The organism is Flammeovirga sp. SJP92, from assembly GCF_001583495.1.
Taxonomy (GTDB): Bacteria; Bacteroidota; Bacteroidia; order Cytophagales; family Flammeovirgaceae; genus Flammeovirga.
The window spans coordinates 446,739-473,283 of sequence record NZ_LQAQ01000093.1 but is presented as its reverse complement, the minus strand read 5'-3'; the positions used below and the strand labels follow the sequence as shown (position 1 = coordinate 473,283).

Sequence of the window (26,545 nt, the reverse complement as noted above, 5' to 3'; positions counted from 1 at the left end):
GGGCAATTTGTAAATGGAAAACCTATTTAGTCCTGTAGCCATTTTAAAAAATCGCTTGCTTTTGCTTTACTCACAATGATGTCTTCATGAATTTCAATTTGAGTTTCTACCAGCAGTTTCCGTGCAAAGTATTTTGATACATGATTGATGGCATTTCTATTGACTAAAAATTGCCTGTTGATTCTATAGAAATCAGCATTCAAATTAGATTCCAAGGTATCCAAAGACTGGTCAGATGCATATTTTTCTCCATCAAAAGTATAGATATAAGTCACGCTTGAATCTAGATGAATTAATGCGATTTGTTGGGTGTTAACAGGAATAATTTTTTCTCCTTTAAAAATGAGAATATTCTTTTTGATGTTCTTTTTTGGAGTACCCGAAAGTTCAGCAATAATAGAATTAAAATCCTGTGGGACATGGTGATTGATGATCCGGTCCACTTTACGAAGGGTTTCAATAATAGTATTATTGTCAAAGGGTTTAAGTATGTAGTCAATGCCATTGACTTTGAAAGCTTCTAAAGCATATTCATCGTATGCGGTGCAGAAAACAATTGGAACCTCGCATTTTATTTCTTGAAAAATCTCAAAACTTAGCCCATCAGGAAGCTGTATATCCGAGAAGAATAAATCAGGCATTGGGTTACTTTTGAGGTACTCAATTGATTCATCAACTGTTGTGAGTTTTGTGACAATAGTATGTTCTGAACTGTATTCTAAGATTAAAGATTCAAGTTCATCAGCCATCAAATACTCGTCTTCTATAATTACAATATTCATTTTTTCAATGTGTTAAAAGTCACTTCAAACTGCTTGTCTTTGATGTTATGAAGTACAACAGGTTCATCATTTCCTAAGAGCTTAAACCGCTTTTTAAGGTTATTCAAGCCTGTGCCTGTGGTCGTTTCATTGTTTCTCTTCGGAATAAGATTATTAATGAAAGAGATGGAGTGGTCCTCATTCTGCTGTATTTGTATGATCAGCGGGTTGTGCTTTGTGAAGGCATTATGTTTTATGGCATTTTCAGCCAAAGATTGAAGTGTGACTACCGGCAGGTACTCGTTATTAATAACTTCAGTTGGAAGAAGGTTTTGAAACTGAATAGAGTTGGCAAACCTTACTTTTTGTAGCTCGATATAATTTTTACAGAACTCCAATTCATTTTTTATCAGTGCTTGATCTTTGGCGGTTTCTGTGATGGAAAATCTTAGGTAAGCAGACAAACGGACCAGATAATCTTCAGCCACTTTCTCTTCTTTTTTAATTAAAAGTTTCAGAGTATTCAAGGCATTAAAAATAAAGTGGGGATGAATTTTATTTTTCAATTGCTCCTGCTGTGTAACGTATTGTGCTAATTCCAAACGTGTTTTGTCTAATTCTAACCTCGCTTTCTCATGCTTTCCGGTTATCAATCGGTAAAGAATCAAGATAAAAGTATTATTGGCGGTGGTGACTATTAAAGGATAGTAGCCAAATACGCCAAAGTCAATGGTATTGTGCTGTGCCCGTTTTTCTTTAAGCAGAATAAAAAAAAGGAACATGATAGAAAATGAAAATAAGTACTTCAAGTTTTTATTGATTTTTCTATTGAGCTGATCATCTAAAAAGTGAAAAAGCCAGATATTTAGCATCCACAGCATCAAGATGACTACTGATACTCCTATCAGTGCTTTCATTAGATTGAAGTGATTCAGCGTTGTTAAACTTTTTTCTAAAGAAGGAATAGATACAATATGCATCACCATTGGGCTGATAGTGTACACAGCTATGATAGGTGAGGTAATTAGTGCCATTTTCACCAATTCACGCAATTGAAGCTTTTTGGAAACAAACTTATTCATGTGAGTAAAGTAAGAAAAAGAAACTTTTTAAAGAGCTAAAGCCTTGATAAAAACGGCTTAAATAAGCCATATTCCCTCATTATACTACTTATCATAGAGCTTTTACCGCTTTAAAAGGTTGTTTGATATGTGAATTATTTCTGTAGGTAATCAATAAAAAAATAATTTTTTCAATTTAAATTCTGTTGAAATGAACTAAAACCTACCCATGTCTGTTTTTATAGTGTGCGTGATTAAAACCTAATATTGTGTTAGGTCCTACATCCAACTCGTTCAGATTGATTTTGATGGATAGAAATTAAAATCACTGTGAATGCTATGAAAGAATATCCAACATTGGTTTCAACTAATGAGAATATAAATATCATGATGAATACCCCTCACGCTTCTAGTTCAACAGAAAAGATGATCTGATGAATACGTCAGTTGACATTGTTTATGCAATTGAAATAGAAGCTAACCAGACCAACCCAATATATTCTGTCCCAGCGTATCATGATAGTGGCATCTAAATTTTATGGATCCAAAATGGGACAGAAAAACACTCTCAAAAATATTGATCCAGTAAATTAGACAACAGAGAGATGTAATGAGGTTTCACTTAAAAAGTGAAGCCTTTTTTTTGAGTTGTGTATTTTGTTAGATTATAAATGAAAAAGTCAGATTTTAATACTTTATAGTAAGAATTTGAAAGTCGAAGATCACTAACTGCCGTTTTTAGAGATAGATAGAATGAAAAAGTAGTATAGACAGTAGTTAGATTATATAGTGAAAAAGGTTATCCGATGGATGGCCTTTTTTTGTTTGGGCAGATTGTGTAGAAGGAGGCGTAGTATGTCTTTATCTTTTAAGGCTTCAACTTTACATCTTTTTCTAAATGTCTTATCTTTCAAAAAATTAGGATAAAAAAAAACACTTGAAATATTTCAAGTGTCTTTCCACAGCTGGTTAATGTTACTGGTGTATCATGCCATACAATAGGTGACTAACCTATGTTTCTTTACCCATTAATCTTTATTCACTTACTGTGCCATAAAATGAAAAATTAGTTAAATTATTAATAATCAGTTATTTATGAGTTAAAATATGTTTTTTGGCATATTTTTAAGTTTCAAAATGAAACATATTTTCCATAATATGGAAAAATAACCGAATTAGAATATTGAAATTCATTTTTATTCAGAATAATTCACTAAATCCACCCTCAACTATCTACCTGAGTATGACGAAACTCATTTTCAAAATAGCTCTAGGTATGTATATTCGCGACTGATTATAAAATTCATCTTATAAAAGAAAATTTACATCATGAGACAAAAAATTGTTGCAGGTAACTGGAAAATGAATCTTCTTAAGGAAGACGCTGAATCTTTAGCATCAGAAGTAGTGAATATCGCAAGAGACGAGACTCCGTCAGACGTTAAAGTTATTATGTGTACTCCTTTCATTCATTTAAGCAAGGTAAAGTCATTGGTAGGTGATACTGCTAATGTATTTGTTGGTGCTCAAAACTGCTACACAGAGCCAAAAGGTGCTTACACAGGAGAAATTTCTGCACAGCAATTAGCTTCTTATGGTATTGATTACGTGATTTTGGGTCACTCTGAGCGTCGTGAGTATTTTGGTGAGTCTAATGCTATGTTAGCTACTAAAACTGATGCGGTAATCGCTAACGGTATGTTGCCTATCTTCTGTATCGGTGAAGTATTAGAGGAGCGTGAAGCAGGTACTCAAAAAGAAGTTGTAGAGAAGCAATTATCAGAAGGTTTATTCCACCTTTCTGCTGAGGACTTCGGTAAAGTAGTTTTAGCATACGAGCCAGTTTGGGCAATCGGTACTGGTAAAACAGCTACATCTGCACAAGCTCAAGAAATGCACAAAGATATCCGTGATATGATTGCTGCTAAATATGGTCAAGAAGTTGCTGATGCTACTTCTATCTTATATGGTGGTTCTGCTAAACCAAGCAACGCTCAAGAATTATTCGCTCAACCTGACGTTGACGGTGGTTTGATCGGTGGTGCTTCATTAGTAGCTAGAGACTTCATCGAAATCTCAAAATCATACTAATTTAGACTCGAAGCGTTAAAGTACAGAGAAATACCTTTTCTCTTTGCTCACGTTACGCATTGAAGATAAACGTGTTTAAGGGGGTTGTTCTATTCATAGTTCAACCTCTTTTTTTTGTCCAAAAACTTGTTTTCTTCCCTATCTTCAGTATATTAATAATGTGATTCAGCCAATTGCCGGAAACGGTGGCTACTATTGAAATGAAACCAAGACTTAATTCAAAAATGTACAGACTCTCTATATTCACATTGTTATTTTTAGTATCAGGCACCCTTCTTTTTGCTCAGAAAAAAGAGAAAAAAAAGAAGAACGACATGATTCATGCTGCTACAAAAGACTTGGAAAATCAATCTCAGAATGAGAGAGACAGTATGGTTTTTTATCATTCAGAGTGGGAGGTTGGCAATCTGTTGTTGAAAAATGGGAAGGCTTTCAAAGGTGTTTCTTTGCTTTATGATCTAGAGAGAGATCAGGTGGAAGTCTTACAGATTGAAGATATTGAGTTGTATGGAGGGGAAGGTATGAAAGATACTACTACTTTAATTTTTGAACAACATGAAATTGAAGAGTTTGATTTTATTGCTCACACTGTAGATGAAAACGAACAGGAGATTACAGTACCTCATCATTTTGTAAATGCGGAGCGTTATTATAGAGATGAACACCCTGCTACAGGAATATTTGAAATTGTGACAGAAGGAAAAGTAGGGATTATTGCTTACCCCTATTTATTGAAAACGATTCATAGAACCAACCCTCATTTTGATCCTGATAGGAGACGAGAAATGGAAAATAATGTCCATTCTTACCGAGGAAACCAAGCTGATGTATATTATAGTTATAAACTTAAGGAAAGACTGTATTTAGTATTGGAAGGGAATGTAATTTTTGATTTGAATATCAAAAGAAAGTCTTTCTTAAAGATTTTTGGAGAAAAGGAGGATGAACTCAATGATTTTATGAGAAAATCAGGCCTTCAGTATAAAATTAGAGAAGATCTTATTCAAATCGTTGATTATTATAATGGATTGGAAGAAATAATGAATTAAAGTAAGTTTGAATATAGACAGGTCTATGATACAATTTTATTATGCTTCGTTATTTTCATCAAGCCATTCTTTAATGTAATCTCCAACCTCTTTCCAATTAGGCTCAAACATAAAAGCATGTGCTCGATTTTCGAATATTTTTGCTTTTTGACCGTAAAATTCGGCCGTTTTTTCTACGTCTTCAGGAAAAATAATTTTATCATCTCTAAAACCAATATGAGCCATTGGGAAATGTGCTTTGGAAGCATCGATTTCAAAGTCTCTCCATATCATTTCAAGTAAAGCACGTATTGATTCTCCTTGCATATTTTTGCTGACGTGTTGTCTGACTTCAAGAGAAGGCATAGTTGTGTAAATCCCTTCGGGAGGTTCCGTATCAAAGTATTTTCCAATTGGGAATATCGCTGAAACGGCAAATTTACTCCAACTCAATGGTGCTGTTAGGAAAAATTCTGACATCGATCTGAAAACACCAAAAGGAGGAACTGCCGCCAATAAAACAGCGGCTTGAAGAGAAATTTTTTGACCTACAAGCTGGGTAACAAGACCGCCCATAGAATGACCAATAAGAATTGGTTTTTCATCAAATGAGGTGATCAGCTTAATAACGTCTTCAGTGTATTGATCTAAACCATATAGGTTCAAAAAGAGTTTACTTTCATTGTCACGGTGGCCACTCAGGTGAATGGCGTAGGTGTCATAACCAAGTTCCGCAAAAAAGTCTAAAAAGTTACCCCTCCAAGCCTCTCCATTGAACAAAGCTCCATGTATGAGTATAAGAGGGTGTTTCGATTTTTTTTGTACTGCAGGTTTAAAAGTAAACATTACTCACACTTTATGTTTTAAGAATTGGGCATAATGCCTTTGCTGTAGATTGTATCTTTAACCGTTTGCTGATAAAGTCTACCAATAGGTAACATTTTTCCATTCTTCAATTCTACTTGATTTCCTTCAATGGCATTCACCTTCTTAAGTGAAATAGCATAAGAGCGGTGTATTCTTATGAATTCATCCTCAGGAAGATTTTCCAATATTTTGGTAAGTGTATAATGGACCACCATTTCTTTTTCTTTAGTGTAGATTCTCAAGTAATCTTTCAGACTTTCCATATAAATGATGTCATCAAGAAATACCTTCAGCATTTTCTTTTCTACTTTCAAGAAAATAAAACGTTCTTCATCATTGTTACTTGATGTCGAAACAGGTGCAGTCATTGCCTTAGCAGGAGTTTTAGCGGCTTCTTTTGTATGTATGAATTGTGAAGCTTTATTGGCCGCCTTTAAGAAGCGCTGAAAAGAAATGGGCTTTAATAGATAATCCAAAGCTGAAATTTCAAAACCTTCTAAAGCATACTCTCGGTGTGCAGTAGTAAGAATAACTTCCGGCTTTTGCTCTAGAGACTTCACAAAGTCAATACCGGTCAGCATTGGCATATTAATGTCCAAAAACAGCAAGTCAATTTTATTGTTCTGTAATATATTGAAGGCCTCAATGGCACTTTCACATTTTGCTACAATTTCAAATTCATTGAGACGCAGTAGATAATTTTCAATCACTTTTATTGCTAAAGGCTCATCATCAATGATTAGGCATTTTATTTTGCTCATCTCTTGGAATTTTAAGTGTTACTTTAAAAATCTTCTCCCCATCGTTAATATCCAAAGAATAGAGGTCGCCATATAGCAAGCCTAATCTTCTTCTAGCGTTTTCTAGCCCAAACCCACCGGTTTTAGGTTTCTTTTGTGAATCAGTAGTAAGATTAAACGGCAGAGGGGTTTGGTCAATGTTAGGATTTTCTACTTCAAATGTGATAAAATCCTCTGAGATCTTCAAGTGAAGTGAGATATCTATTTCATTTAATTTATTCTTGGTGCCATGTTTAAAGGTATTTTCAATAAATGGCAATAATAATAACTGAGGAACTCTTACTCCATCATCATCACCTTCTATCTCAAACGTTAGGTTGAGTCTATTACCGAAACGTAATTTTTCAAGATCAAGGTAATTCTGCATATAATAAAGCTCATCAGAAAGAAGCACCCTTGAGGCTTTTTGATAAAGCATATAACTCATTAATTCAGAAAGCTTGATAACTGCATCAGGTGCATCATCACTTTTGTCTAAGGTAAGAGAATAGATATTGTTTAATGTATTGAATAGAAAGTGAGGCTGAATTTGTGACTTCAGTAAGTTCAACTCAGTCATCATATTTTGTTTTTCCAACTCACGTGTACGTTTCTGATTGATAATCCAGTTTCTAGTTAAAGCAATGGAAGTAGTAATCCCCAACACATACAATTCCCCTGTAATAATGGCTACCACATGATTGACACTAAAAATCTCTGCCTGTGTTCCTGCTTCAGGCCATACAGGTAATAAAAATTGCTGTGTCATAAATACTTTGACATACATCATTACTACCAAAGCACCAGCGAGATTTAGTAAATAAAGGAAATATTTCTTCGAAGGGATGAATTTTGGAAGTAAATAATACGCGTGATAGTACGTAAGGGGGATATGAATCGCAAAACCTATTATATTAGATTGAAAAGAATAAATGTAGTCATCATAGTAGCTTCCCCATCTCAATCCATTCAGAACAAAATAAATCAACCAAAAGATGGTATGATGTAATATAGGCTTCTGCAATTTAAGCGTCATCACTTCGGGGATATGTTCAAAAAAGTTTACTGGCTCATTGAACTTATTTTTATTAGTAGATATAGCCATTGTTAACTAAAGTTTAATTATATCTACTAATTATATGTTAAATGTCAATGGGACAATTAATTTAGATTTATGTTACAAATATAGGATTTTATGACGTTTATCCTTAGATGAATGCAGTTTATCCTCTAATTAATGTTGTATAACATAAGTTAATCACTGTTAATCTATTTTTTTAAAATTCCTTAAGTGTCTGTTATACATTTACGATATCAAGAAAATGCAAGGGAGTGTTTCCTTTGCTTGTGAGCGAAATTACTAATTACTCTCTGCTCACATCGTCTGTTCATCTAACCTTCAGTTCAATATGAAATTCAGACTACTAACATTCGTCGTTAGCCTACTACTAATGACAAATTTCCTTCAAGCACAAGAGTCACTTGTGAAAGGTACAGTAAAAGAAAATGGCACAGGAGAGCCATTACCAGGTGTTAACGTATTAGTTAAAGGTACATCTGTAGGTACAACAACCGATTTCAATGGTGAGTTTGCCTTATCAGTAGAGAAAGGAACAACATTAGTCTTTTCTTATATTGGTTTTATCTCACAGGAAGTACTTGTCGAAAACCAATCATCATTAGACATTTCTTTAGAAGTTGACGCAGAACAACTAGAAGAAGTTGTCGTAACAGCGTTAGGTGTCGAAAGATCAGCAGAAAGCTTAACTTACTCAACACAATCTGTAAGTTCAGAAGACTTAGTTACTGCTAAAGACCCTAACTTAATGAACTCACTTTCTGGTCGTGTTGCTGGTTTACAGTTATCAAGAAGTGGTTCTGGTGCAGGTGGGTCAGTAAAGATCAACTTACGTGGTAACCGTTCGGCTAAAGGGGATAGTTCTCCGTTATATGTAATTGACGGTGTGCCAATGGCCGGTCAAGGTGCAGGTCAGCCGGGTGAAATTGAAAACCCTGGTCGTGACGGTGGTGACGGTATCTCAAACCTTAACCCAGAAGATATTGAGTCAATCAACATCTTAAAAGGTGCAGCAGCTTCAGTACTTTATGGTTCACAAGCGGCAAACGGTGTAATCATGATTACGACTAAGAAAGGACGTCCGGGTCACTCAAGCTTAAGCTTCTCGTCAAACTTTATGGCTGAGCAAGCTTACCAATACCCTGAAATGCAAACTAAATACGATCTTAATGGAGATGCAGTAAACGTAACAGGTCATACAGCGGATGATTTCTACAAGACTGGTACAACTTGGGTAAATTCAATCTCTTATACTCAAGGTTCTGAAAAATCACAATTTTATGCATCATATGCTAACACAACAGCAGCTGGTGTAATGCCAACAAACACTTTCAATAAGCATAACTTCTCATTTAATACTACATCTAAAGGATTGAATGATAAATTAGAGTTGAGAGCTTCAGCCAACTACATCAACCAAAAAGGTGAAAACAGACCAACTGCAGGTGCTTATATGAACCCTATTTACAGTTCATATTTATCATCAAGAACAATTTCACATGATGAATTAAAGAATAACTACCAAACTTGGAATTCTAGTAGAAATATCTACGAGCAAAATTACCCTGCAGCAGTTAGATCTGAAATTGGTAACGAGAACCCATACTGGTTATTGAATAAAGCTCAAACTGAAGATATTCGTAACCGTTTCATGTTATCAGGTTCAGCGAAGTATAACTTCAACGAGTTCTTATCATTACAAGGACGTGCAAATGTGGATGCAACGCAAGATCTTTGGGAAAGAAAAGCACATGCTACTACTAACCCAATCAACATTGCAGCAGACCCTGTAACTGGTTTGTCAAACGGCGGTTACTTTAGAGATGACTTCTCAAATACAATGATCTACGCTGATGCGATCTTAAACTTCAACAAGACATTCAACGACTTAAGTGTTACAGCTTTATTAGGTTCTTCAATTCGTGATGAGAATAATTCATTCCAAAGAGTAACATCTGATAAACGTTCGATTCGTTACACTAACGTATTTACTCCAGCAGGTTTACCTGAAGGAATGGTACCAACAGAAACATTGAACCGTCGTCAAGTACAATCAGTATTTGCATCAGCAACATTAGGATACAAAGAAATGGTTTATTTAGACGTGGCAGGACGTAATGACTGGTCTTCTACTCTTCCATTAGACAACAACTCTTACTTCTATCCTTCAGTAGGTTTAACAGCAGTACTTAACAAGATGATGACTTTACCAGAAGTAATTTCATTAGCAAAAGTTAGAGGTAACTACACAGTGTTAGGTAATGATGCTCAGCCAGGTGTGACAACTTTACAACATCAGGTAGATTTTAACGGAAACTTATTATTCGCAGATACAGAGCCAGCAGCTAATCTTAAGCCAGAGCTTTCAACTTCAATTGAATTCGGTGCAGAGTTAGAATTATTCAACGGATTACTTTACTTGGATGCCAACTTCTACAAGACAAACACTGTTAACCAGTTGTTTAGAGTGGCTAACCCAACAGGTTCTTCAGGATACCAATATAGCTTTGTAAACGCAGGTGACGTAGAAAACAGAGGTTTTGAATTATCAATCTCAGCAATGCCAATCTCTCAAGGTGATTTAACTTGGAGTACTACATTAAACTTTGCAAGAAACGTGAACGAAATCAAAGAGTTATATACTCGTGCGGATGGAACAGAAGCAGAATTTGATATCGTAACAAACGGTGGTAACATCAACTACATGCAAGTATTAAGAAAAGGCGGTGCAATTGGTGAAATCTGGACAGCTGATTTTGCAAGAAATGCTGACGGAACAATCGCAGTTGGAGATGATGGTTTACCAAGTGCTGCTGGTATTGATCCTGAAACTGCAGTGAAATCGAACTCTAACCCTAACTTAATTGCAGGTTGGACGAACACATTGAAGTACAAAGGCTTCATCTTAAACATGGTAATTGATGGTAAATTTGGAGGTCAGACTCTTTCTTTAACAAACTCTTACATGGATGCGGAAGGTACTTCAAAAGAATTTGCAGATGCAGTTGAAAACACTGGAAAAGTAGTAGTAGAAGGTAACGAATTTGATCCTCTAGGATACTTAAGAGCTACAGCAGGTAGATCTAATGTTACTTCTCAATACTTATATGATCAAACAAACATCAGATTGAGAGAATTATCTGTCGGATATACTTTTGGTAGCGTAGGTCCTTTAAATGATGTTACATTATCAGCAGTAGGTAGAAACTTATTCTTCTTCTACAATGCAGCTCCATTTGATCCAGACGTAGTAATGTCAACAGGTGCAGGTGTTCAAGGTCTTAACTTCTTCGGCTTGCCAACAACAAGAAGCTTAGGTTTAAACTTGAGAGTTAACTTCTAATTCTAAACGATCAATGACAATGAAATCAATAGTAAAAAAATATATTTTACCTACTGTACTTGCTGCAGGTATGTTTACAGCATGTACAAGTAACTTTGAAGAAATTAATAATGATCCAAACCGTCCAACAAATGAAGATTTGTTGGCGGATGGTAACCTGATCAATGGTTTCTTCCCTCAATTATCACGTTCTGTTTATTTCAACTTTGATAACTCAAACTGGAAATGGCAGGTACAGCAAAACTTGAACGGTGATGTATTCTCAGGGTACATGGCACCTCCAACACCTTTTGCTGGTAACTCTAACGCAACACACTACAACTTAATTTGGAACTTATGGCCTTGGTCTTTAGGATATGAAAACATCATGTCTCCAGCCAATGCAATTGACCAATTAGGGGAAGACTTAACACCAAGATTATATGCGCCAGCATTGGTATTGAAAGTGTTAGGTATGCACAGAGTTTCAGATATCTATGGTCCAATTCCTTACGTGAAATTTGGTACTTCAGAAGTGACTTATGATGCTCAAGAGGCTGTATATGACAAATTCTTTGCGGAGTTAGATTTAGCCATTGCTAACTTAGAAAATACAGAGCCTGTACCAACTTTCTCAGCAGTAGATGACCTTTACCAAGGTGATTTTGTAATGTGGAAGAAGTTAGCGGCTTCATTAAAGTTGAGATTAGCAATGAGAATTTCTAATGTCAATCCTACAAAAGCAAAGCAATATGCAGAAGAAGCGATTGCAACAGGTGTATTTGAAGGAAGTGATATTGCTTCAGTAGGTGTAGGAGTATCGCCAATCGTTAACCCACTTGCTACGATCTCTGAAGGATGGGGTGATATTAAAATGGGTGCTGATATGGAATCAATCTTGACAGGTTTGAATGACCCTCGTGCTGGTGTTTATTTCACACAAGCAGGTGGACCAGAAGATGGAGACCCAATTAAAGAAGGTTTTGCAGGTGTACGTTCTGGTATTGATTTACCAGACGGTAGAGGTGACTATCAGTACTATTCAAGAATTAATACTGAGTTTATTAACCAAACAACGCCGATCGTATTGATGACTTCTGCAGAGGTTTATTTCTTAAGAGCTGAAGCAGCATTGAATGGATGGAATGCAGGCGGTGGAGCTCAAGCACTTTATGAAGAAGGTGTGAGACAATCATTTGCTCAACATGGTGTTGCAGACAAAGCTGATGCTTACTTAATGGATGATACAAGTGTTCCTGCAGATTATGTAGATGTTTCTGATGCAACTTATGGTACTGATTACTCTACTGCAGCAGTAAGTGATGTAACAATTAATTATGATGCTTCAAAAGCATTAGAGCAGATCATTACTCAAAAGTGGATTGCAATGTTCCCAGAAGGAATGGAAGCATGGTCTGAGTTCAGAAGAACAGGATACCCTCACATTTTCCCTGTGAAATACAACAAGAGTAATGGTGACGTTCCAGCGGGCGATTATATCAAACGTTTAAGATATCCTGATGGTGAAGCTGTAAACAACGTACAGGCCTACAATGCAGGTGTTGAAGCATTAAAAGCTGAAAACGCTAAAGCTACAGGTGACACTGGTGGATCACCTCTATGGTGGGACGTAGACTAGTCAATTTTTGAATTTAGGTGAATAATAATATAACGGACAATGAATTAAGTACAAGCAGAGGAAATTTTCTCCTCTGCCTGTTTTTCAAAATTGTTCTTGTGAGTACACTGTCCTTAAAAGATAGTACTTAGACTTTTTCAAAAAATAAAGAAAGACGTTACAGAAGTAGCGTCTTTTTTTGTTCTTGATCTATGATAATTTCCGATTAAAATGTTTAATGTTGTTAAGTTAAAATAGTATATAACCGCTTAAAGATTGTTAGGTCTTAAAACTTGCTAACGCTTAATCAGTAAACTTTAATAAAGAATTCGTGAGTATTTATAATATTTACGTATAAAATGAGATACTCGATTTTATTTCGTTCTAAACAATCAAAATATTATCATCATGAAAAACCTCAAAAAATTATTATTATCGGCTGCAATGTTGATCAGTGTTACATTTTTAGTAACGTCTTGTTCATCAACGAAAATTGTGACAGATTATAATCCTGGGACAAACTTCAATGCATACCAAACTTTTAGTCTTTTACCTTTCCAAAAGACAAACGCGAAAATTAATCAGTTTGACCGCGAAAGAGTAAAAAATGCAGTCATTGCTAACATGCAAAACTTAGGATATACTTATTCTGAGCAGGATACAACTGCCGACTTGCAAGTGGGTATGGTATTCACTACAAAAGAAAAGAAAAGCGTAACTTCTTATAATGCTGGATACGGTGGATGGTACGGCCCTTGGGGTATGGGTGCTACTCACTACTCTGAGTATGAATACACAGAAGGGACTTTTGTAATAGATATTTTTGATACTAATGCAAGAAAACTACTTTGGGAAGCAGCAGCGGTAAGTACATTGACTGAAAAGCAGGAAAGCCCAGTAGTCAGAGAAAGAAATATAAACCGTTTTGTGAAGAGTATTTTCAATAAATACCCTGCAAAATAGTAAAAGAGGAAACGTGTTAACTTGAAAGCATCGAGTAGTTGATTCTATTCGATGCTTTTTTTATATGACATTTTCTCTATTGTCTAGATTAGGATAGTACATGCTGTAAGCGACAAGCATACCTACTACAATAGCACAAAACATTAAGAGTCCTGAAGTACCAATACTTGGGTTATCAATTATGGGATCATTTCTGAATTGATGGGACAGCCCCATAAATAGTCGACTTCCTGGAACGAGAATAACTATACCTTGTAAGAGATAAACTGAAGGCGGTACATTTCTCCATTTACTCAATAATATACTCAAAAAAGTAATCAAGAATGCACTAATAAAAGTTCCAAAAATCCACCCTATATTTTCTTGAAAAATCATAGGTCCCCAAAAGGCAATAACAGCTAAAAATAAACCAATAAAGAGATCGTTGGGTTTGGTGTTGAATACAATTCCGAGTCCTATAGATAATACTGGCAATGCTATAAAATGCATCCATTGTGGAATTTCATTAATATAGACATCTTCTTCTAGTCCAAAAATAAAGTGACCTAATGCCATGCCTAGATAGACTCCAATAAAGAGTTTGAGGAAAATCATAATGGCATTAAAGAGGAAACCTGACCCGGAGTTGAATTGATTGAAAGAAATTTCTTCCAGTGCAATGGAAATTGTCAATCCCGGAACGTATAAGATCACTGAGGCCAAACTGAGTTCTATGACATCTAAATCAGGAATATAATATTTACACCAGCAACCTATAAAAGAGCATACAAATGCAGTATAAAACTCTACTGTATAGCGGGAAGTATTAAACCTGCTCACACTCTTTGCGATCAAATAGCCAATAAAACCCATCAGAAAACTAAATATAAAAGTCACCCAGCTAGCACCAATCAACCCCAAAAAAGAGGGAGGAATAATAGTATATGCTAATGCTAAAGTGAACTCGTTGTAGATCTTCTTTTTCTGAATGACCTTATCAATGTTTTGAGTAATTGTTTCATAATCATGTCCCTCCATAAAAGCCGTTCTGATTTGCTTGTGGAGGTCGGCCAATTTTCCCAGGTTGTTGCTTCCTAATGGAATATATTGCAGGAGGACTTGACGCTCTTTGGTCCGTGGATCTTCAATTTGATAATTGAGGGTATTCGTAGTCACTTGACAGGAAACTTCTACACCAATATGTTTGGCGACATCTTGAATGTAAGTTTCTACTCTAAGTGAAGAACATCCAAATTTATGAAGTGCATTTCCTATTTTAACTATTAAATTGTATTTCTCTTCGAAATTTTTCATGGGTTTAACAAAATATTATTTTGTTTTAGGAAGTGCAATATTAATTCAATTTTATAGTGATTGAAAATATTTTTTGAGATTGAGTATGGAATTTATCTATTATTAATACAGAAGGGATATATTTTATGAGCAGTATTTTGAAATGAGAAAAGGTGAGTCAAAAGGCTCACCTTTTCTATTCCTCAATTTCTTCAACTTTCGGATCCCATTTTACCGCTTCTTCACCCCATTCAGAAATCGTTACTAATAAAGGAATAAGTGTTTTCCCGAAATCTGTCATGCTGTATTCTACTCTCAAAGGAGGTTTGTCAGTAGGGATCACATTCCTTTCAATCAGTCCATCCTCTTCCAATTGCTTCAGTTGAAGGCTTAATGTCCTTTCACTTACCGTAGGAATTAATTTTCGAATCTCATTATACCTTAAAGTACCATTTTTTAGATGAATCAAAATCACTGACTTCCATTTGCCACCTATATATTTCATGGTCAAGCTTGTACAACAAGGGTACTCTTTTCCGTCTACCTTAAATTTCATGCTTGTTTTTATTAAATAAACGTTAAAAATAGATACTTACATTTTTGCCCGTTATTGATTTCTATGACAACACTAATTATGTTTGTAACTATCAAAAGTAAAGTTACTAAAATTTATTTAGATACTTATTCTAAAACAGAATTATTAGCAACTACTTTTCAATTTAAAGTTCAGAAAATCAAACAATAAAAAAACATTATGGAATTCTTAGAAGTAGCAAAATCGAGATACACTACAAAAAAATACGACGCCTCTAAAAAAGTAAGTGCAGTTGATATTGAAAAAATCAAAGAAATCCTTCAATACAGCCCCTCTTCAATCAATTCTCAACCTTGGAAATTTACGATTGTCGGTGATCAAGAAGTAAAAGAGAAATTAGGGAAAGCTTCGTATTTCAATGAGGAGAAATTAGTAGAAGGAAGTCACGTTGTAGTATTTAGTGTAGTGGATGATTTGGCGAAGTTTGAAGGCAAAATGGAGTCTTACTTAGCAGAAGGTGCAGTTTGGTACTACAATAATTTCTTAAAACCTCAAGGTGAAGAAAAAATCAAAACTTGGATGTCTGAACAAGTGTACCTTGCAGTAGGTTATTTCTTGTCAGCAATCGCTTCTATGGATATTGATTCTACACCAATGGAAGGTATTGAAAATGATAAGTATAAAGAGATTTTAGGTTTGGAAGGATATCAGCCACTTGTAGCTGTTATGATTGGTTACAGAGATGAGGAAGACGGTAACCAACCTTCTAAAACTTCAAAACAAAGACTAGAAATGCAAGAGGTGGTTGAGTTAGTCTAACCTCCGAAGTTGTATAATAAATGATAGATGAGTAATAGCCTTCAAGATTTTGTGAAGGCTATTTTTATATCAAATATTTCTAACTAAACGAACATAATTGTTGATTCGGATTGCATCTCCTTGAGGTCCTCTACCATTTTTATATTTTGAAGGATCACCAGATTTTGGGTCACTTCTTTGACTGCCGGCTCCATGAATATCAATCCAGTTAGGAGCTTGATTACTGTTACTTTGTCTCATAGAAGGGCCTTGCTGTCCTTGACCTTGTGGAGGTCTACCGCCAGGAGGAGGTCCCATAGGTCGTTGTCCATTTCCATGACCTCTTTCAGGTCTAGCCGGCATATTCCCAAGTGATTTTCCAAAGGCTACATAGACTGCTGTACCACCACCATTTCTACCACTATTTTCATGAGTGGTGTTGGACCAATAAAAAGCAAAGTCATTTTCTCCCCTTTCATTTTGGATAGAAGAAATCTCAAAGATAGGGTCAATGGCTGGGTGGTCATCATTCTTGGCTACTCTCTCATAGTCTACAATAGATTCCAGTTCTTTAGCATCAGGTAATCTCCAATCAGAGTGATTGCCGGTAGTATTTTCTTGGGCATATTTTAAAGCCTCTTCCCAGTTCATTCCCTTTTTAGAGTCGGCTTTCATCCACATTAAACCTGTGTTCAAATCTGAAACAGTTCCGTCCCCGTTATCCTTAAAATCATTGGTACCATAATCTGCATTTCCTCTTACTAGAAAGTAACCAAAAAGTTTTTCCTTATTACGTAGCTTCTTTCCATAACCTTTGATTCGTCCATCAGCAAAATTTACCCCAAATACCAATTCCTGTTCACCGTAATAGATCGTGCTCGTTGCACATTGCTGATCAATAAGTCGTTCGCCAGCATCAGTATCACCATAAGCAAAATCAAAATAATCAGTATTGATAAAAGGCTGATTACCGTTTACACTTTTCGCTTGAGGATTGATGTCTTGCCCACTAAACATAATCAATGAATACAGTTCCTTAATGGTAGGTAATCGCCAATCTGTATAGCCTCCCGTATTCTCCTTTTTCACTTGTTTCAGAAGGTCTTTATAAGATAGTTTATCATTTACATCAATTTTACCATCACCATTATGATCCAATGAATTTTGCCACATCAACCCTGTAACCAAATCAGTGACAGTACCATCGCCATTGTTTTTATACTTTGGAGTGTTCCCCAGGAAATTGGCATTTTGACCATAAAACGAATCACCTTCCTTAGGCAATTTTATTTCTTTTTTATTATCAAAAGCTTTGCTCTGATTAGTCCCAACAATAGGATATTTCAAGTTGTCTTTTGATTGACGGTTGATGGTGTAAGCGGAGCCTAAAATACTCAATGCCACCAATAGGATTATATATATTTTTTTCATTTCGTAGGTTATTTTTGATAAGAATAAAATTAAGAATCACATAATAGAATGGGTAATAAACTCTACCAATTGGATAAAATAATCTGCGAATTCATCAGTTGTGAAGATTATATTTGTTTAGGTGAAAAATCTCTACCTTTATATTTAATGATAAGAACTAACAACATTAATTATTCTATTACAATGACAAGCAAACTGAAGCTTTTACTTTTCTTTTTATGTATTTCTATATCCGTTTTTTCTCAGGATTTATTGAATTCACGTAGGTCAAGTTACTATACTTATATCTACAAAATCACCAATCAAGAGGCTGAAAAAATTTATCAAGATGGTATTTATGTAGTGGATCAATCTTTTTATCATACTTTGATTGACTCAATAGCATCAGACTCTTTTCCAAACGACTTATACCTTCCTTTAGGTCATTATTTGATAACAGAAATCGTCGGTAATGAACAGTATGTAGAGCTATATTCTGAGGAATCCTTGGAGGTTTTTGTATTGAATAATGATAAAGATTTGGTAGTACAAGTGTATGATCTTAAAGGAAATTGTATTGAAGGTGCAACGGTAAAGGTAAATAATAAAACACTTCGGTTTGATGAGGAAAGGAAAGCTTACATTGATAAAAAATCAAATAAAAAAGGATTACTGAAAGTATCTTATGATGGGTATGTTAGTTATAGACATTTGAATAGGAGGGTGGGTAACTCAGTATTCAAAAGAGGGTGGCGAAAAGTGGTCAATGGAACACCATTGAAGTATGTGTATTTTCCTATTTATTATGTGGTTTATTTACCAGTACGTTATGTAGTTCATTTACCGATTGATGGAGTGAAATCCATAAAATACAATTATCCACGAGGAACTATTTATCGAACAAAAGAATTTGCAATAAAAACAGCTGATAAAGTTGCCCGTTGCTTTGATGGCAATTACCGTAATAATAATCATAATTATTACAATAAATATAATGGATACTTTGTATTCAATAAACCCATATATAAACCTGCTGAAAAGGTAAGGTTCAAAGCATATATAGTTAATAAGAAAAATGGGAAGCCTTATAGTAAAGTGTTGACTGCTTATTTATATGGTTATGGTAAAGAAATTGACTTGGGAGAAATAATGCCTTACGAGAAGGGAGGGTACTCTTTTGAGTTTGATTTATCAGATTCATTGGAATTAAAATTAGATAAAAGATATAGTATAGAACTTAGGGATAGAAAAGGTAGAACGGTTACTTCTGGGTTCTTTAGTTATGAGGAGTATGAATTAGGGAAAAATCAATTGGAAGTGAGAGTAGATAATCATCAACATTACAGAAATAAAGACTTCAAACTTTTTGTAAAAGGAACAGATGAAAATGATCTTAATTTAAAGGATGCCACTGTTGAGGTTACCTTAACTTCAAATGCTGTAGATAAGTATCATGCTGATAGTGTTTTTGTACCTAATACTCTATACAAAATAAATAAAAAGTTATCTTCTAGTGGAGAAACTGAACTTCTTCTTTCGGATCAGTCCTTTCCTAAGGCAGATTTTGAATATGAGGTAAGTGTAAAAATGAGAACTTCAGATAATGAGGTGAAAATCCAAAAAGAGAAAGTTAATTATTTCTATAATCATAAAGAAATCACATCAAACCTAGAAGGGGAGAATTTATCGTTGAACTATTTAGTGAACGGTGAGGTCATACAGCAGGAAGGTAAGGTCTATGGCATTGATGCCTTCGGAAATAAAACTTTAGAACAAAAAGGAGCATTGCCATTTCAGGTTCCTGTGACTCCTTATTACAGAAAGTATCTTGTTGAAACAAGTGATGGATTTCAAGAGCAGGTTGCAATGAGAACTTTAAAATCTTCTCTACAAGTTTTTACAGAAAGGACAGCTGATTCTATCAAGGTAAAAGTAGACAATCCTAGGAATCTTCCTTTTAACTATACCCTATACAAAATCAATAAAGTTCAAGAAAAAGGATACGGACAAACACTTTCTTTTAATAGAGAAGTTAAAAACAAGAAGAATTATTACTTGACAGTAAATTATCTGTGGGCAGGTGAACTTAAGACAGAAAATTATTTGATACCATCTCCTAATGAGCTACAACTCGACCTGAAAGTTAACGTACCAAAACTAGTCACTCCGGGTCAAAAAGCAACTTTTGAAGTGCAAGTCACAGATTATAAAGGAAAACCAGTAGAAGGAGTTGATATTACAGCATTGGGCATTACCAATAAGTTTAAATATACCCCACAAAAAACACCATCATTTTCTAAAAAGAAAAAGAGAGGGAAATCATTAATCAATAATTTTAGTCTAGATCATGAACAATTAATAAGTAGTGACTTTATGCTGGATTATGCTACTTGGAAAGTATTGGCAGGGTTGGATAGTATTCCTTATTATAATTTCTTGTACCCGGAAAATAAGATATACCAGGCTACGTATTCAACCGAAAGTCAAATTACTCAATTCATTCCCTATGTGGTTTATAAAGGTGAAATTGAACCAATACATGTGATATATATTGATCATGTACCAGTTTATTTTGGCTGGACAACAATTTCGAAGCCCTATTCTATAAGAGTAGCAAGTGGTAAGCATAATGTAAGATTGAGAACAGCAAAGCATGAGGTCACTTTAAAAGATTATGAATTTGAAGAAGGTAAAAAAACTATATTGAGCGTAGACCGTTCTTACTCAGTTCCTAATATGTCAGTAATGGATAAGTCACCTTATTATACAGAAAGTGAGTTAAGATGGTGGTCAAAATACACGATGATTTATAAGAATGATTTTAAAAGTTATGCTTATCTGCTAGAAGAAAATAAAGATGTTTATCTATTGAGTCCAACATCTGCACAGCAATATCAATTTGCAGGGCCAGTAATTGATACAACTACATTAAAAGTACTGGGAGAATATGAACGAAGTTTTCAGTTTGAACCAAATTATTTATACGAGTTTTCAGAAGAATATATTAAAATGAAATCCTTTGATTTCAATAGTCAATTATTGGAAAAAAATATTTCAGCTAGGGGTTTTTATGAAGAAATACTAACAGAAGAAAAGGTTAAGCAATACTGGGAAGAAGATCTATATGAAAAACGAAGAATACAACCAGTATATGTTTTCCCTGAATCAACGGAAGAGCACCAAGGGAAGTTGAAAGTGAGTTTTAGGTCTACACTGAAACAAAAAGATAACCCGCTCAATAAATTATTGGTGAAACTGGATGATCCTCAATTTATGAGAGTTTATCCTGGAAATACGACCGTTTTTCATGCATTAGATAGTGGCTATTATCAGTTAATCTATTTCTATTCAGAAAACCGTTACCATATAGAAGATTCTCTTAAAGTTCAAGAGAGAGGAACTAATCACTTTATTGTTGATTGTCCTCAAGAGTATAAACAAGACGAATTTGGGAAGAAATTTTCTAAAATTATTGAAAAGTTGATTTACCCAACAGAAACGGATGATCTTGATAAAACGGAGGAGTGGAAAGAAATACAAAATTCATTTAGAGAAACCTTTAGCTCTCGAAGTGATGGGAAAATTGTTCAAGGAATTGTTACAGATAGTCAAGTTGGACCGATCCCAGGAGTAACAGTAATGGTAGAAGGAACTACTCATGAGACCATCACTGATTTTCAAGGATACTTTTCTTTATCAATGCCTAAAGCTATCAATAACCTAATTTTTAAATCTATAGGATATGAAAGTAAAACAGTACTAGTGGATGGAGATTTTATAGAAGTAGAAATGTTTTACGACCAGGAATCATTAGAAGAGGTTGTTGTGATTGGATATGGTACTACGAGAAAAAGATTTCCTTCTAATGCGGCAATACCTGTCCATGCCCAGGTTTCGGGGATAACAATCGATGAAACATCTACAGGTTTAAAGATCAAAGAAGTGAATAGTATCGAAGGAGTTCCTGCACCTTTATATGTAATTAATGGAAAAATCTACACAGGTGATGTATCTAAAATTGACCCTAATCTTATTCAAAAGTATTCAATACTGAGAGACGCTAGAAGCACGAGTATTTATGGATCAAGAGGTGCAAACGGTGTAGTCCTTATTGAAATGTCATCATCATCAATTGAAAAGCTAGGATTGAAATTAGGCGGGAATGCAGAGGTTACAAATGACTTTATGGCACAAGCTCAAAAGAGAACATCAATTAGAAATAACTTTAAAGATGATGCTTTTTGGCAACCAAAATTAAAGTCAGATAAAAATGGTAAAGTAAAGTTTGAGGTGACTTTCCCTGATGATATTACAAAGTGGGACACTCATTTCTTGGCTATGAATGGTAAAAAGCAATCAGGATATGCTGAAGAAAATATAAAATCTTATATGCCACTCACAGGACAAGTTAATTTGCCAAGATTCCTAGTAGCTTCTGATCAAGTAAAAGCTGTTGGTAAGTCATTGAATTATATGGGAGATACTCTACAATCTGATATTGTATTTTCTATTGATAAGAAGAAACAATGGGAAAAATCTGTAATCATTTCAGATGTGCATATCGATACTTTAACTTTTACTTCAACCAATGACAGTGTGGCATTAAGTTATACTGTCAATTCTCAAAATGGCTTTTTTGATGGGGAGGAACGTACTATTCCTGTTTATCCATTAGGCCTAGAAGTGGCTAAAGGAGATTTTTATGTTTTAGAAAATGATACCACAATTCAACTTCAAAGTAACGACGGTCCAACAAAACTGTATGCAAAGTCAAGTTATTTAGGTGCTTTAGAAAGTGAAATAGAACATGTTGTCCGTTATCGTTATTTGTGTAACGAACAGTTGGCTTCAAAGCTTAAAGCTCATCTGTCTGCTTATACCATTAGCCAGTATAAAGAGCAGAAATATGAAAATACTGCCCAAATAGAGAAATTGCTTACGAAGCTATCCAAAAAAAGAAATGAAGCTCAACTCTGGGGATGGTGGGAAGGAAATTCTACTTCTAATTGGATCTCGATTCATGTCTTGGAAGCTTTAGCACAAGCAAGAGAGCTAGGCTTTATAGTTCCAATAAACACTACAGAAACGATTGAAAGGTTATTAGTAAGTTTTCAATCTGACACACTTTCGACTCAAAAGTTGAAAACCCTTCAATTGGTTTATGCTTTGGACCCTCAAGGGAATTATCAAAAACAGGTTCATGACCTCGATAAGATTAAAACCTTCACCTTTTATGAGCAATTACAATTGATGCGAATGAAACAAAAAGCAGGGTTGTCAATTGAAATGGATAGTATCAAAAGGTATCGACAAGAAACTATGTTTGGGAATATCTACTTCGAAAATGAAGAAAAAGGTAGAGTAGGAGTATGGAGCAACCGTATAACAGATAATGCTCTTCAAAATACACTCTTAGTTTATCAGATATACAGAGATGATTCTCTTTATCATAATGAGAATGAAATGAGGAAAATGAGAAACTATCTTTTAGAAAAAAGAAAAGCAGGGTATTGGAATAATACTTATACTTCTTCGAAAGTGATAGAAACCATATTGCCAGATGTAATCAAACACAATGGGCAAGCAACTTCTTCTACGCTGATACTTTCAGGCAGTAAAAATGGAACCATAACGCAATTCCCATTGGAGTTAGACCTACAAAAGGGCGAGGAATTGACAATTTCAAAAAAGGGAGATTTTCCTATTTACCTTACGCAGTACAGCAACTATTGGGAAAGCTCTCCTCTAGAAAAGAGTGATCACTTTGAGGTGAATACTTATTTTGAAGATCAAAATACTCAAACTTTAAAATCAGGAGAGAAAATAAACTTGGTGGTAGAAGTAGATGTGAAAAAGAATGCAGATTATGTAATGGTAAATGTGCCAATTCCAGCCGGTTGTTCTTATGCATCTAAAAAACAAGGATTATATTATGAAGTACATAGAGAATATTTCAAAAATGAAGTAGCGATCTTCTGTAAAAAACTAAATAAAGGAAATTATACTTTCACAGTAGAACTATTACCAAGGTATACTGGGGAATATCACCTCAACCCTGCAAAAGCAGAATTGATGTATTTCCCAACTTTTTACGGTAATAATGAGTTGAAGGAAGTGGGAATTCAGTAAAAAGAATATGGCATCTAATTTTTAAGGTTAGATGCCGTTTCATTTTCACCAACTGCCATTTCTCCAATTTCAGCAGTTTGAAGAAATTGTTCGAAAATATTTTCTTGTAGTTCCAAAGGATATTTATTCCTTTTTTATCTAAATTCCAGCTGCAAGAATCAAATCCAGATTCTTTAATGGAAGATCAAACTTTTCCGCTATCATTTGATTCGTCACACAACCTCTATACGTGTAAACGCCTTTGGTAAACCAAGAGTGTCTTCTCATCATGGTATCAACACTACCTTCATCATTTAATTTCATCAAAGTAGTGGTGAAGATATTACTGATAGCAGCAGTTGCAGTTCTTGATACTCTTGACGCAATGTTAGGGACACAATAATGAATTACTCCGTGCTTCTTGTAAACAGGATGTCTATGATTGGTAGGCTCCGAAGTTTCAAAGCATCCTCCTTGATCAATACATACATCAATGATGATAGAATTTTCCCTCATACTTGCCACCATTTCTTCCGTAACGATAGAAGGTGTTCTTGTGCCGTGTGTATGTACCGCTCCAATTACAATATCTGCTCTGCTCAGAGCTTCTTGAATAGAAGTACTATCAAAAGCGGATGTAAATAAGTGAGGAAGGTTAAGCTCTTTTTTAAGTCTTCGAAGCTTATAAATGGCATTGTCAAAAACTTTCACTTCCGCTCCCATACCGATAGCATTTCTAGCAGCATATTCGGCTACTGTTCCTGCTCCAAGAATCACTACTTTTGAAGGTGGAACACCCGTAATACCTCCAAGAATAATTCCTTTCCCTCCGTTATAACTGCTTAGATATTCTGCGGCAATCAGCATTACAGTGCTGCCTGCAATTTCACTCATTGCTCTTACTAATGGCAAACCACCTACTTTGTCTTCAAGTAATTCAAAACCTAAAGCTGTGATTTTTTTATCATTCAAAGCTGTTAATACACTTTTTTGAATATCTCTCATATGAATAGCCGAAATGATGGCTTTATGTTTCTTCATATAAGAAACTTCTTCTACTGTAGGAGAGGCTATTTTTACCACAAGATCAGCTTCCATGGCTTCCTTATGTGTATAAACTATAGTAGCACCAGCGTCTGCATATTCCTGGTCAAGGTGATTTACATGTTGACCAGTTTTAGACTCCACTAATACTTCAATCCCATTGTTGACTAATATAGAAACAGCACCAGGTCTCAATGCACACCTTTTCTCGTCGGGATTTAGCTCTTTAGGTAAACCAATTTTCAGAGGAGATCCTTTTTTACTGACAGGTCCCTCCATTACCTCTTGAGGGTGAAATTGAAAATAACTTTCGGTAGCTTTCTCGAAGCCTTCACGTTGCTTTGCCATATGTTATCTAGAGAAGAAAGTTTAATTTAATCTAATAGAAATTTCCCTTGAGTGTTCGTCTAAGACTTTGATGTCTATATCAATGCAGTCTTCTGGTAATAGTCTTTCTACTTTTGAAGGCCACTCAATCAAGCAAAGATTTTTGCTGTATATATACTCTTCAAAACCTATATCAAATGCTTCCGTTTCATCTTTGATTCTATACATATCAAAGTGATAGATAGTATCGGCTTGATCTGTCATATATTCATTGACCAAAGCAAATGTGGGGCTGTTTACGTGATCCATAACGCCTAAAACTTCACAAATGCTTTTGATGAAAGTTGTTTTTCCGGCTCCCATTTCGCCATGAAAAAGCCAGACATTGGATTTGCCTTTAGTAAAGTCAATTACTTGTTGAGCTGCCGATGCTAAATCATCTATGCTGTTTGTTTTGATTACCAACTCTTTAGAACTCATGTTTAGTAAATATAAATCATTTGACGGTTTTATAGTACAGGTTCAGTAACGAATTTATTTAAATTATTCTTTTTGTGGTTATAATCTTATGATAATTATAGTGTACACCAAATAAAAAAGGCTACTTCGTCTATTATTTAACGAAGTAGCCTTTCTGTAATATGTATTTTTCTTAGAAATTCGAAACTGTAATACCAATAGTTATAGGTCTGTCAGTACCTGTAAATGCAACTCCATCTGTATTTAATAATTTATCACTTTCAAAAGTATTTGTAAGGCCATAGTAGCAGAAAAAGTTGATCCATCCGTAACCAATTCTACCTACTAATCCGGCTTTGAAAACGTTCATATTCAAATTTCCTTTATCTTTTGAAACACGGACATTGCCATATTCGTCTTCGTATTTCACTTTGGTATGACTGTCTACCAGCACACTCAATTTTGCACCAACAGCAAAACGAAAAGCATTTCTACCTGGGTGATTTCTGAAACGGAATTCTAATGGTACATCAACATAATTTCCTACAAACTTGCTTTTTCTTAATCTCTGATCACCACTTACAGCGTCTACAGGTAATGTGTTATTTCCATTATTATAAATTGTTACACCGTTTTTCATGAAATAATTGTCAGCTGTATATCCAACGCCAGGGTTGAAGGTAAACTGACCGTTTTTATCCAAAACTAATTCATACATGTAAGAAAGTGATACCGATCTAGATTGTGTTTCTAATTCTAGTCCTTTATCATCTTGCCACATTGTAGCTCCAAAATCTAAATAGAAGTTTCCGGGAATACCTGTTCCTTGTCCAAAAGTGTATAAACTAAAAAATAGGAAACAGAAAAAGAGATTGATTTTTTTCATTTTGTAATTGATTAATTAAAAAGACACATTTCAAAAATCTATTCAAATATAGATCAATATGAGTAGTAAGAAAATAACCTCAAGAATAAAAAGTTAAGAATTAAACGTCTTATTGATGAATACTTGACAATAGTAGAG

At 34.8% G+C, this 26,545-nt stretch carries 18 protein-coding genes; 7 read left to right on the top strand and 11 right to left on the bottom strand.

The window, feature by feature from the left end:
* Positions 1-26: 26 nt before the first annotated feature.
* Positions 27-782 (bottom strand): LytTR family DNA-binding domain-containing protein, encoded by a 756-nt coding sequence (locus AVL50_RS22670; protein WP_062618717.1) that lies wholly within the window; start codon positions 780-782, stop codon positions 27-29.
* The gene (locus AVL50_RS22665) at positions 779-1,843 is read right to left on the bottom strand and encodes a sensor histidine kinase (RefSeq protein ID WP_062618716.1); all 1,065 of its coding nucleotides are present in this window, start codon (positions 1,841-1,843) and stop codon (positions 779-781) included. The genes AVL50_RS22670 and AVL50_RS22665 overlap by 4 nt, the downstream gene beginning before the upstream one ends.
* A gap of 1,308 nt (positions 1,844-3,151) precedes the next feature.
* Between AVL50_RS22665 and tpiA the strand changes: the two genes are divergently transcribed.
* Together tpiA and AVL50_RS22655 are read left to right on the top strand one after the other, a co-directional pair.
* Entirely contained in the window at positions 3,152-3,913 is a 762-nt protein-coding gene (gene tpiA, locus AVL50_RS22660; protein WP_062618715.1) for a triose-phosphate isomerase, read from the top strand.
* Positions 3,914-4,113: 200 nt separating this feature from the next.
* Positions 4,114-4,962, top strand: a complete 849-nt coding sequence (locus AVL50_RS22655; protein WP_062618714.1) for a hypothetical protein — start codon at positions 4,114-4,116, stop codon at positions 4,960-4,962.
* A 39-nt stretch (positions 4,963-5,001) separates the two neighbouring features.
* Here the strand turns inward: AVL50_RS22655 and AVL50_RS22650 are convergent, their stop codons facing one another.
* Genes AVL50_RS22650 through AVL50_RS22640 form a run of 3 tightly spaced genes read right to left on the bottom strand, consistent with a single transcriptional unit; the run spans position 5,002 to position 7,692 of the window.
* Positions 5,002-5,787 (bottom strand): alpha/beta hydrolase, encoded by a 786-nt coding sequence (locus AVL50_RS22650; RefSeq protein WP_062618713.1) that lies wholly within the window; start codon positions 5,785-5,787, stop codon positions 5,002-5,004.
* Between the two features lie 17 nt (positions 5,788-5,804).
* A complete protein-coding gene (locus AVL50_RS22645) occupies positions 5,805-6,569 on the bottom strand; it encodes a LytTR family DNA-binding domain-containing protein (protein WP_062618712.1) in 765 nt (254 codons plus the stop codon).
* Entirely contained in the window at positions 6,541-7,692 is a 1,152-nt protein-coding gene (locus AVL50_RS22640; RefSeq protein WP_062618711.1) for a sensor histidine kinase, read from the bottom strand. Before AVL50_RS22640 ends, AVL50_RS22645 begins: the two co-directional genes overlap by 29 nt.
* 346 nt (positions 7,693-8,038) lie before the next feature.
* Between AVL50_RS22640 and AVL50_RS22635 the strand changes: the two genes are divergently transcribed.
* The 3 genes from AVL50_RS22635 to AVL50_RS22625 all read left to right on the top strand — a co-directional run bounded on the left by AVL50_RS22635 (position 8,039) and on the right by AVL50_RS22625 (position 13,568).
* A complete protein-coding gene (locus AVL50_RS22635) occupies positions 8,039-11,008 on the top strand; it encodes a TonB-dependent receptor domain-containing protein (RefSeq protein ID WP_062618710.1) in 2,970 nt (989 codons plus the stop codon).
* 19 nt (positions 11,009-11,027) lie between these two features.
* A complete protein-coding gene (locus AVL50_RS22630; protein WP_063850880.1) occupies positions 11,028-12,626 on the top strand; it encodes a RagB/SusD family nutrient uptake outer membrane protein in 1,599 nt (532 codons plus the stop codon).
* 387 nt (positions 12,627-13,013) lie between these two features.
* A complete protein-coding gene (locus tag AVL50_RS22625) occupies positions 13,014-13,568 on the top strand; it encodes a DUF4136 domain-containing protein (RefSeq protein WP_062618708.1) in 555 nt (184 codons plus the stop codon).
* A 60-nt stretch (positions 13,569-13,628) separates the two neighbouring features.
* Here AVL50_RS22625 and AVL50_RS22620 read toward each other — a convergent pair whose 3' ends face one another.
* Together AVL50_RS22620 and AVL50_RS22615 are read right to left on the bottom strand one after the other, a co-directional pair.
* Positions 13,629-14,861: a threonine/serine exporter ThrE family protein gene (locus AVL50_RS22620; protein WP_062618707.1), complete on the bottom strand. Its 1,233-nt coding sequence runs from the start codon at positions 14,859-14,861 to the stop codon at positions 13,629-13,631.
* Positions 14,862-15,036: 175 nt separating this feature from the next.
* On the bottom strand, positions 15,037-15,396 hold the full coding sequence (locus AVL50_RS22615) for a helix-turn-helix domain-containing protein (protein ID WP_062618706.1): 360 nt from the start codon (positions 15,394-15,396) through the stop codon (positions 15,037-15,039).
* A gap of 198 nt (positions 15,397-15,594) precedes the next feature.
* On the opposite strand from AVL50_RS22615, the gene AVL50_RS22610 reads away from it, so the two are divergent.
* Entirely contained in the window at positions 15,595-16,194 is a 600-nt protein-coding gene (locus AVL50_RS22610) for a nitroreductase family protein (protein WP_062618705.1), read from the top strand.
* Positions 16,195-16,263: 69 nt separating this feature from the next.
* Here AVL50_RS22610 and AVL50_RS22605 read toward each other — a convergent pair whose 3' ends face one another.
* Entirely contained in the window at positions 16,264-17,604 is a 1,341-nt protein-coding gene (locus tag AVL50_RS22605) for a DUF1566 domain-containing protein (RefSeq protein ID WP_082795966.1), read from the bottom strand.
* Positions 17,605-17,787: 183 nt separating this feature from the next.
* On the opposite strand from AVL50_RS22605, the gene AVL50_RS22600 reads away from it, so the two are divergent.
* Positions 17,788-23,712 carry an alpha-2-macroglobulin family protein gene (locus AVL50_RS22600; protein ID WP_172826903.1) on the top strand — a complete coding sequence of 1,975 codons (5,925 nt, stop codon included), beginning with the start codon at positions 17,788-17,790 and terminating at the stop codon, positions 23,710-23,712.
* A 138-nt stretch (positions 23,713-23,850) separates the two neighbouring features.
* Here the strand turns inward: AVL50_RS22600 and AVL50_RS22595 are convergent, their stop codons facing one another.
* From AVL50_RS22595 to AVL50_RS22585, 3 genes are all read right to left on the bottom strand, one after another.
* Positions 23,851-25,083, bottom strand: coding sequence for an alanine dehydrogenase (locus AVL50_RS22595; protein WP_062618703.1), 1,233 nt, complete (start codon positions 25,081-25,083; stop codon positions 23,851-23,853).
* A 21-nt stretch (positions 25,084-25,104) separates the two neighbouring features.
* Positions 25,105-25,542 carry a tRNA (adenosine(37)-N6)-threonylcarbamoyltransferase complex ATPase subunit type 1 TsaE gene (gene tsaE, locus AVL50_RS22590; RefSeq protein WP_216639078.1) on the bottom strand — a complete coding sequence of 146 codons (438 nt, stop codon included), beginning with the start codon at positions 25,540-25,542 and terminating at the stop codon, positions 25,105-25,107.
* 172 nt (positions 25,543-25,714) lie between these two features.
* Positions 25,715-26,407, bottom strand: a complete 693-nt coding sequence (locus AVL50_RS22585; protein ID WP_062618702.1) for an outer membrane beta-barrel protein — start codon at positions 26,405-26,407, stop codon at positions 25,715-25,717.
* Positions 26,408-26,545: the final 138 nt, after the last annotated feature.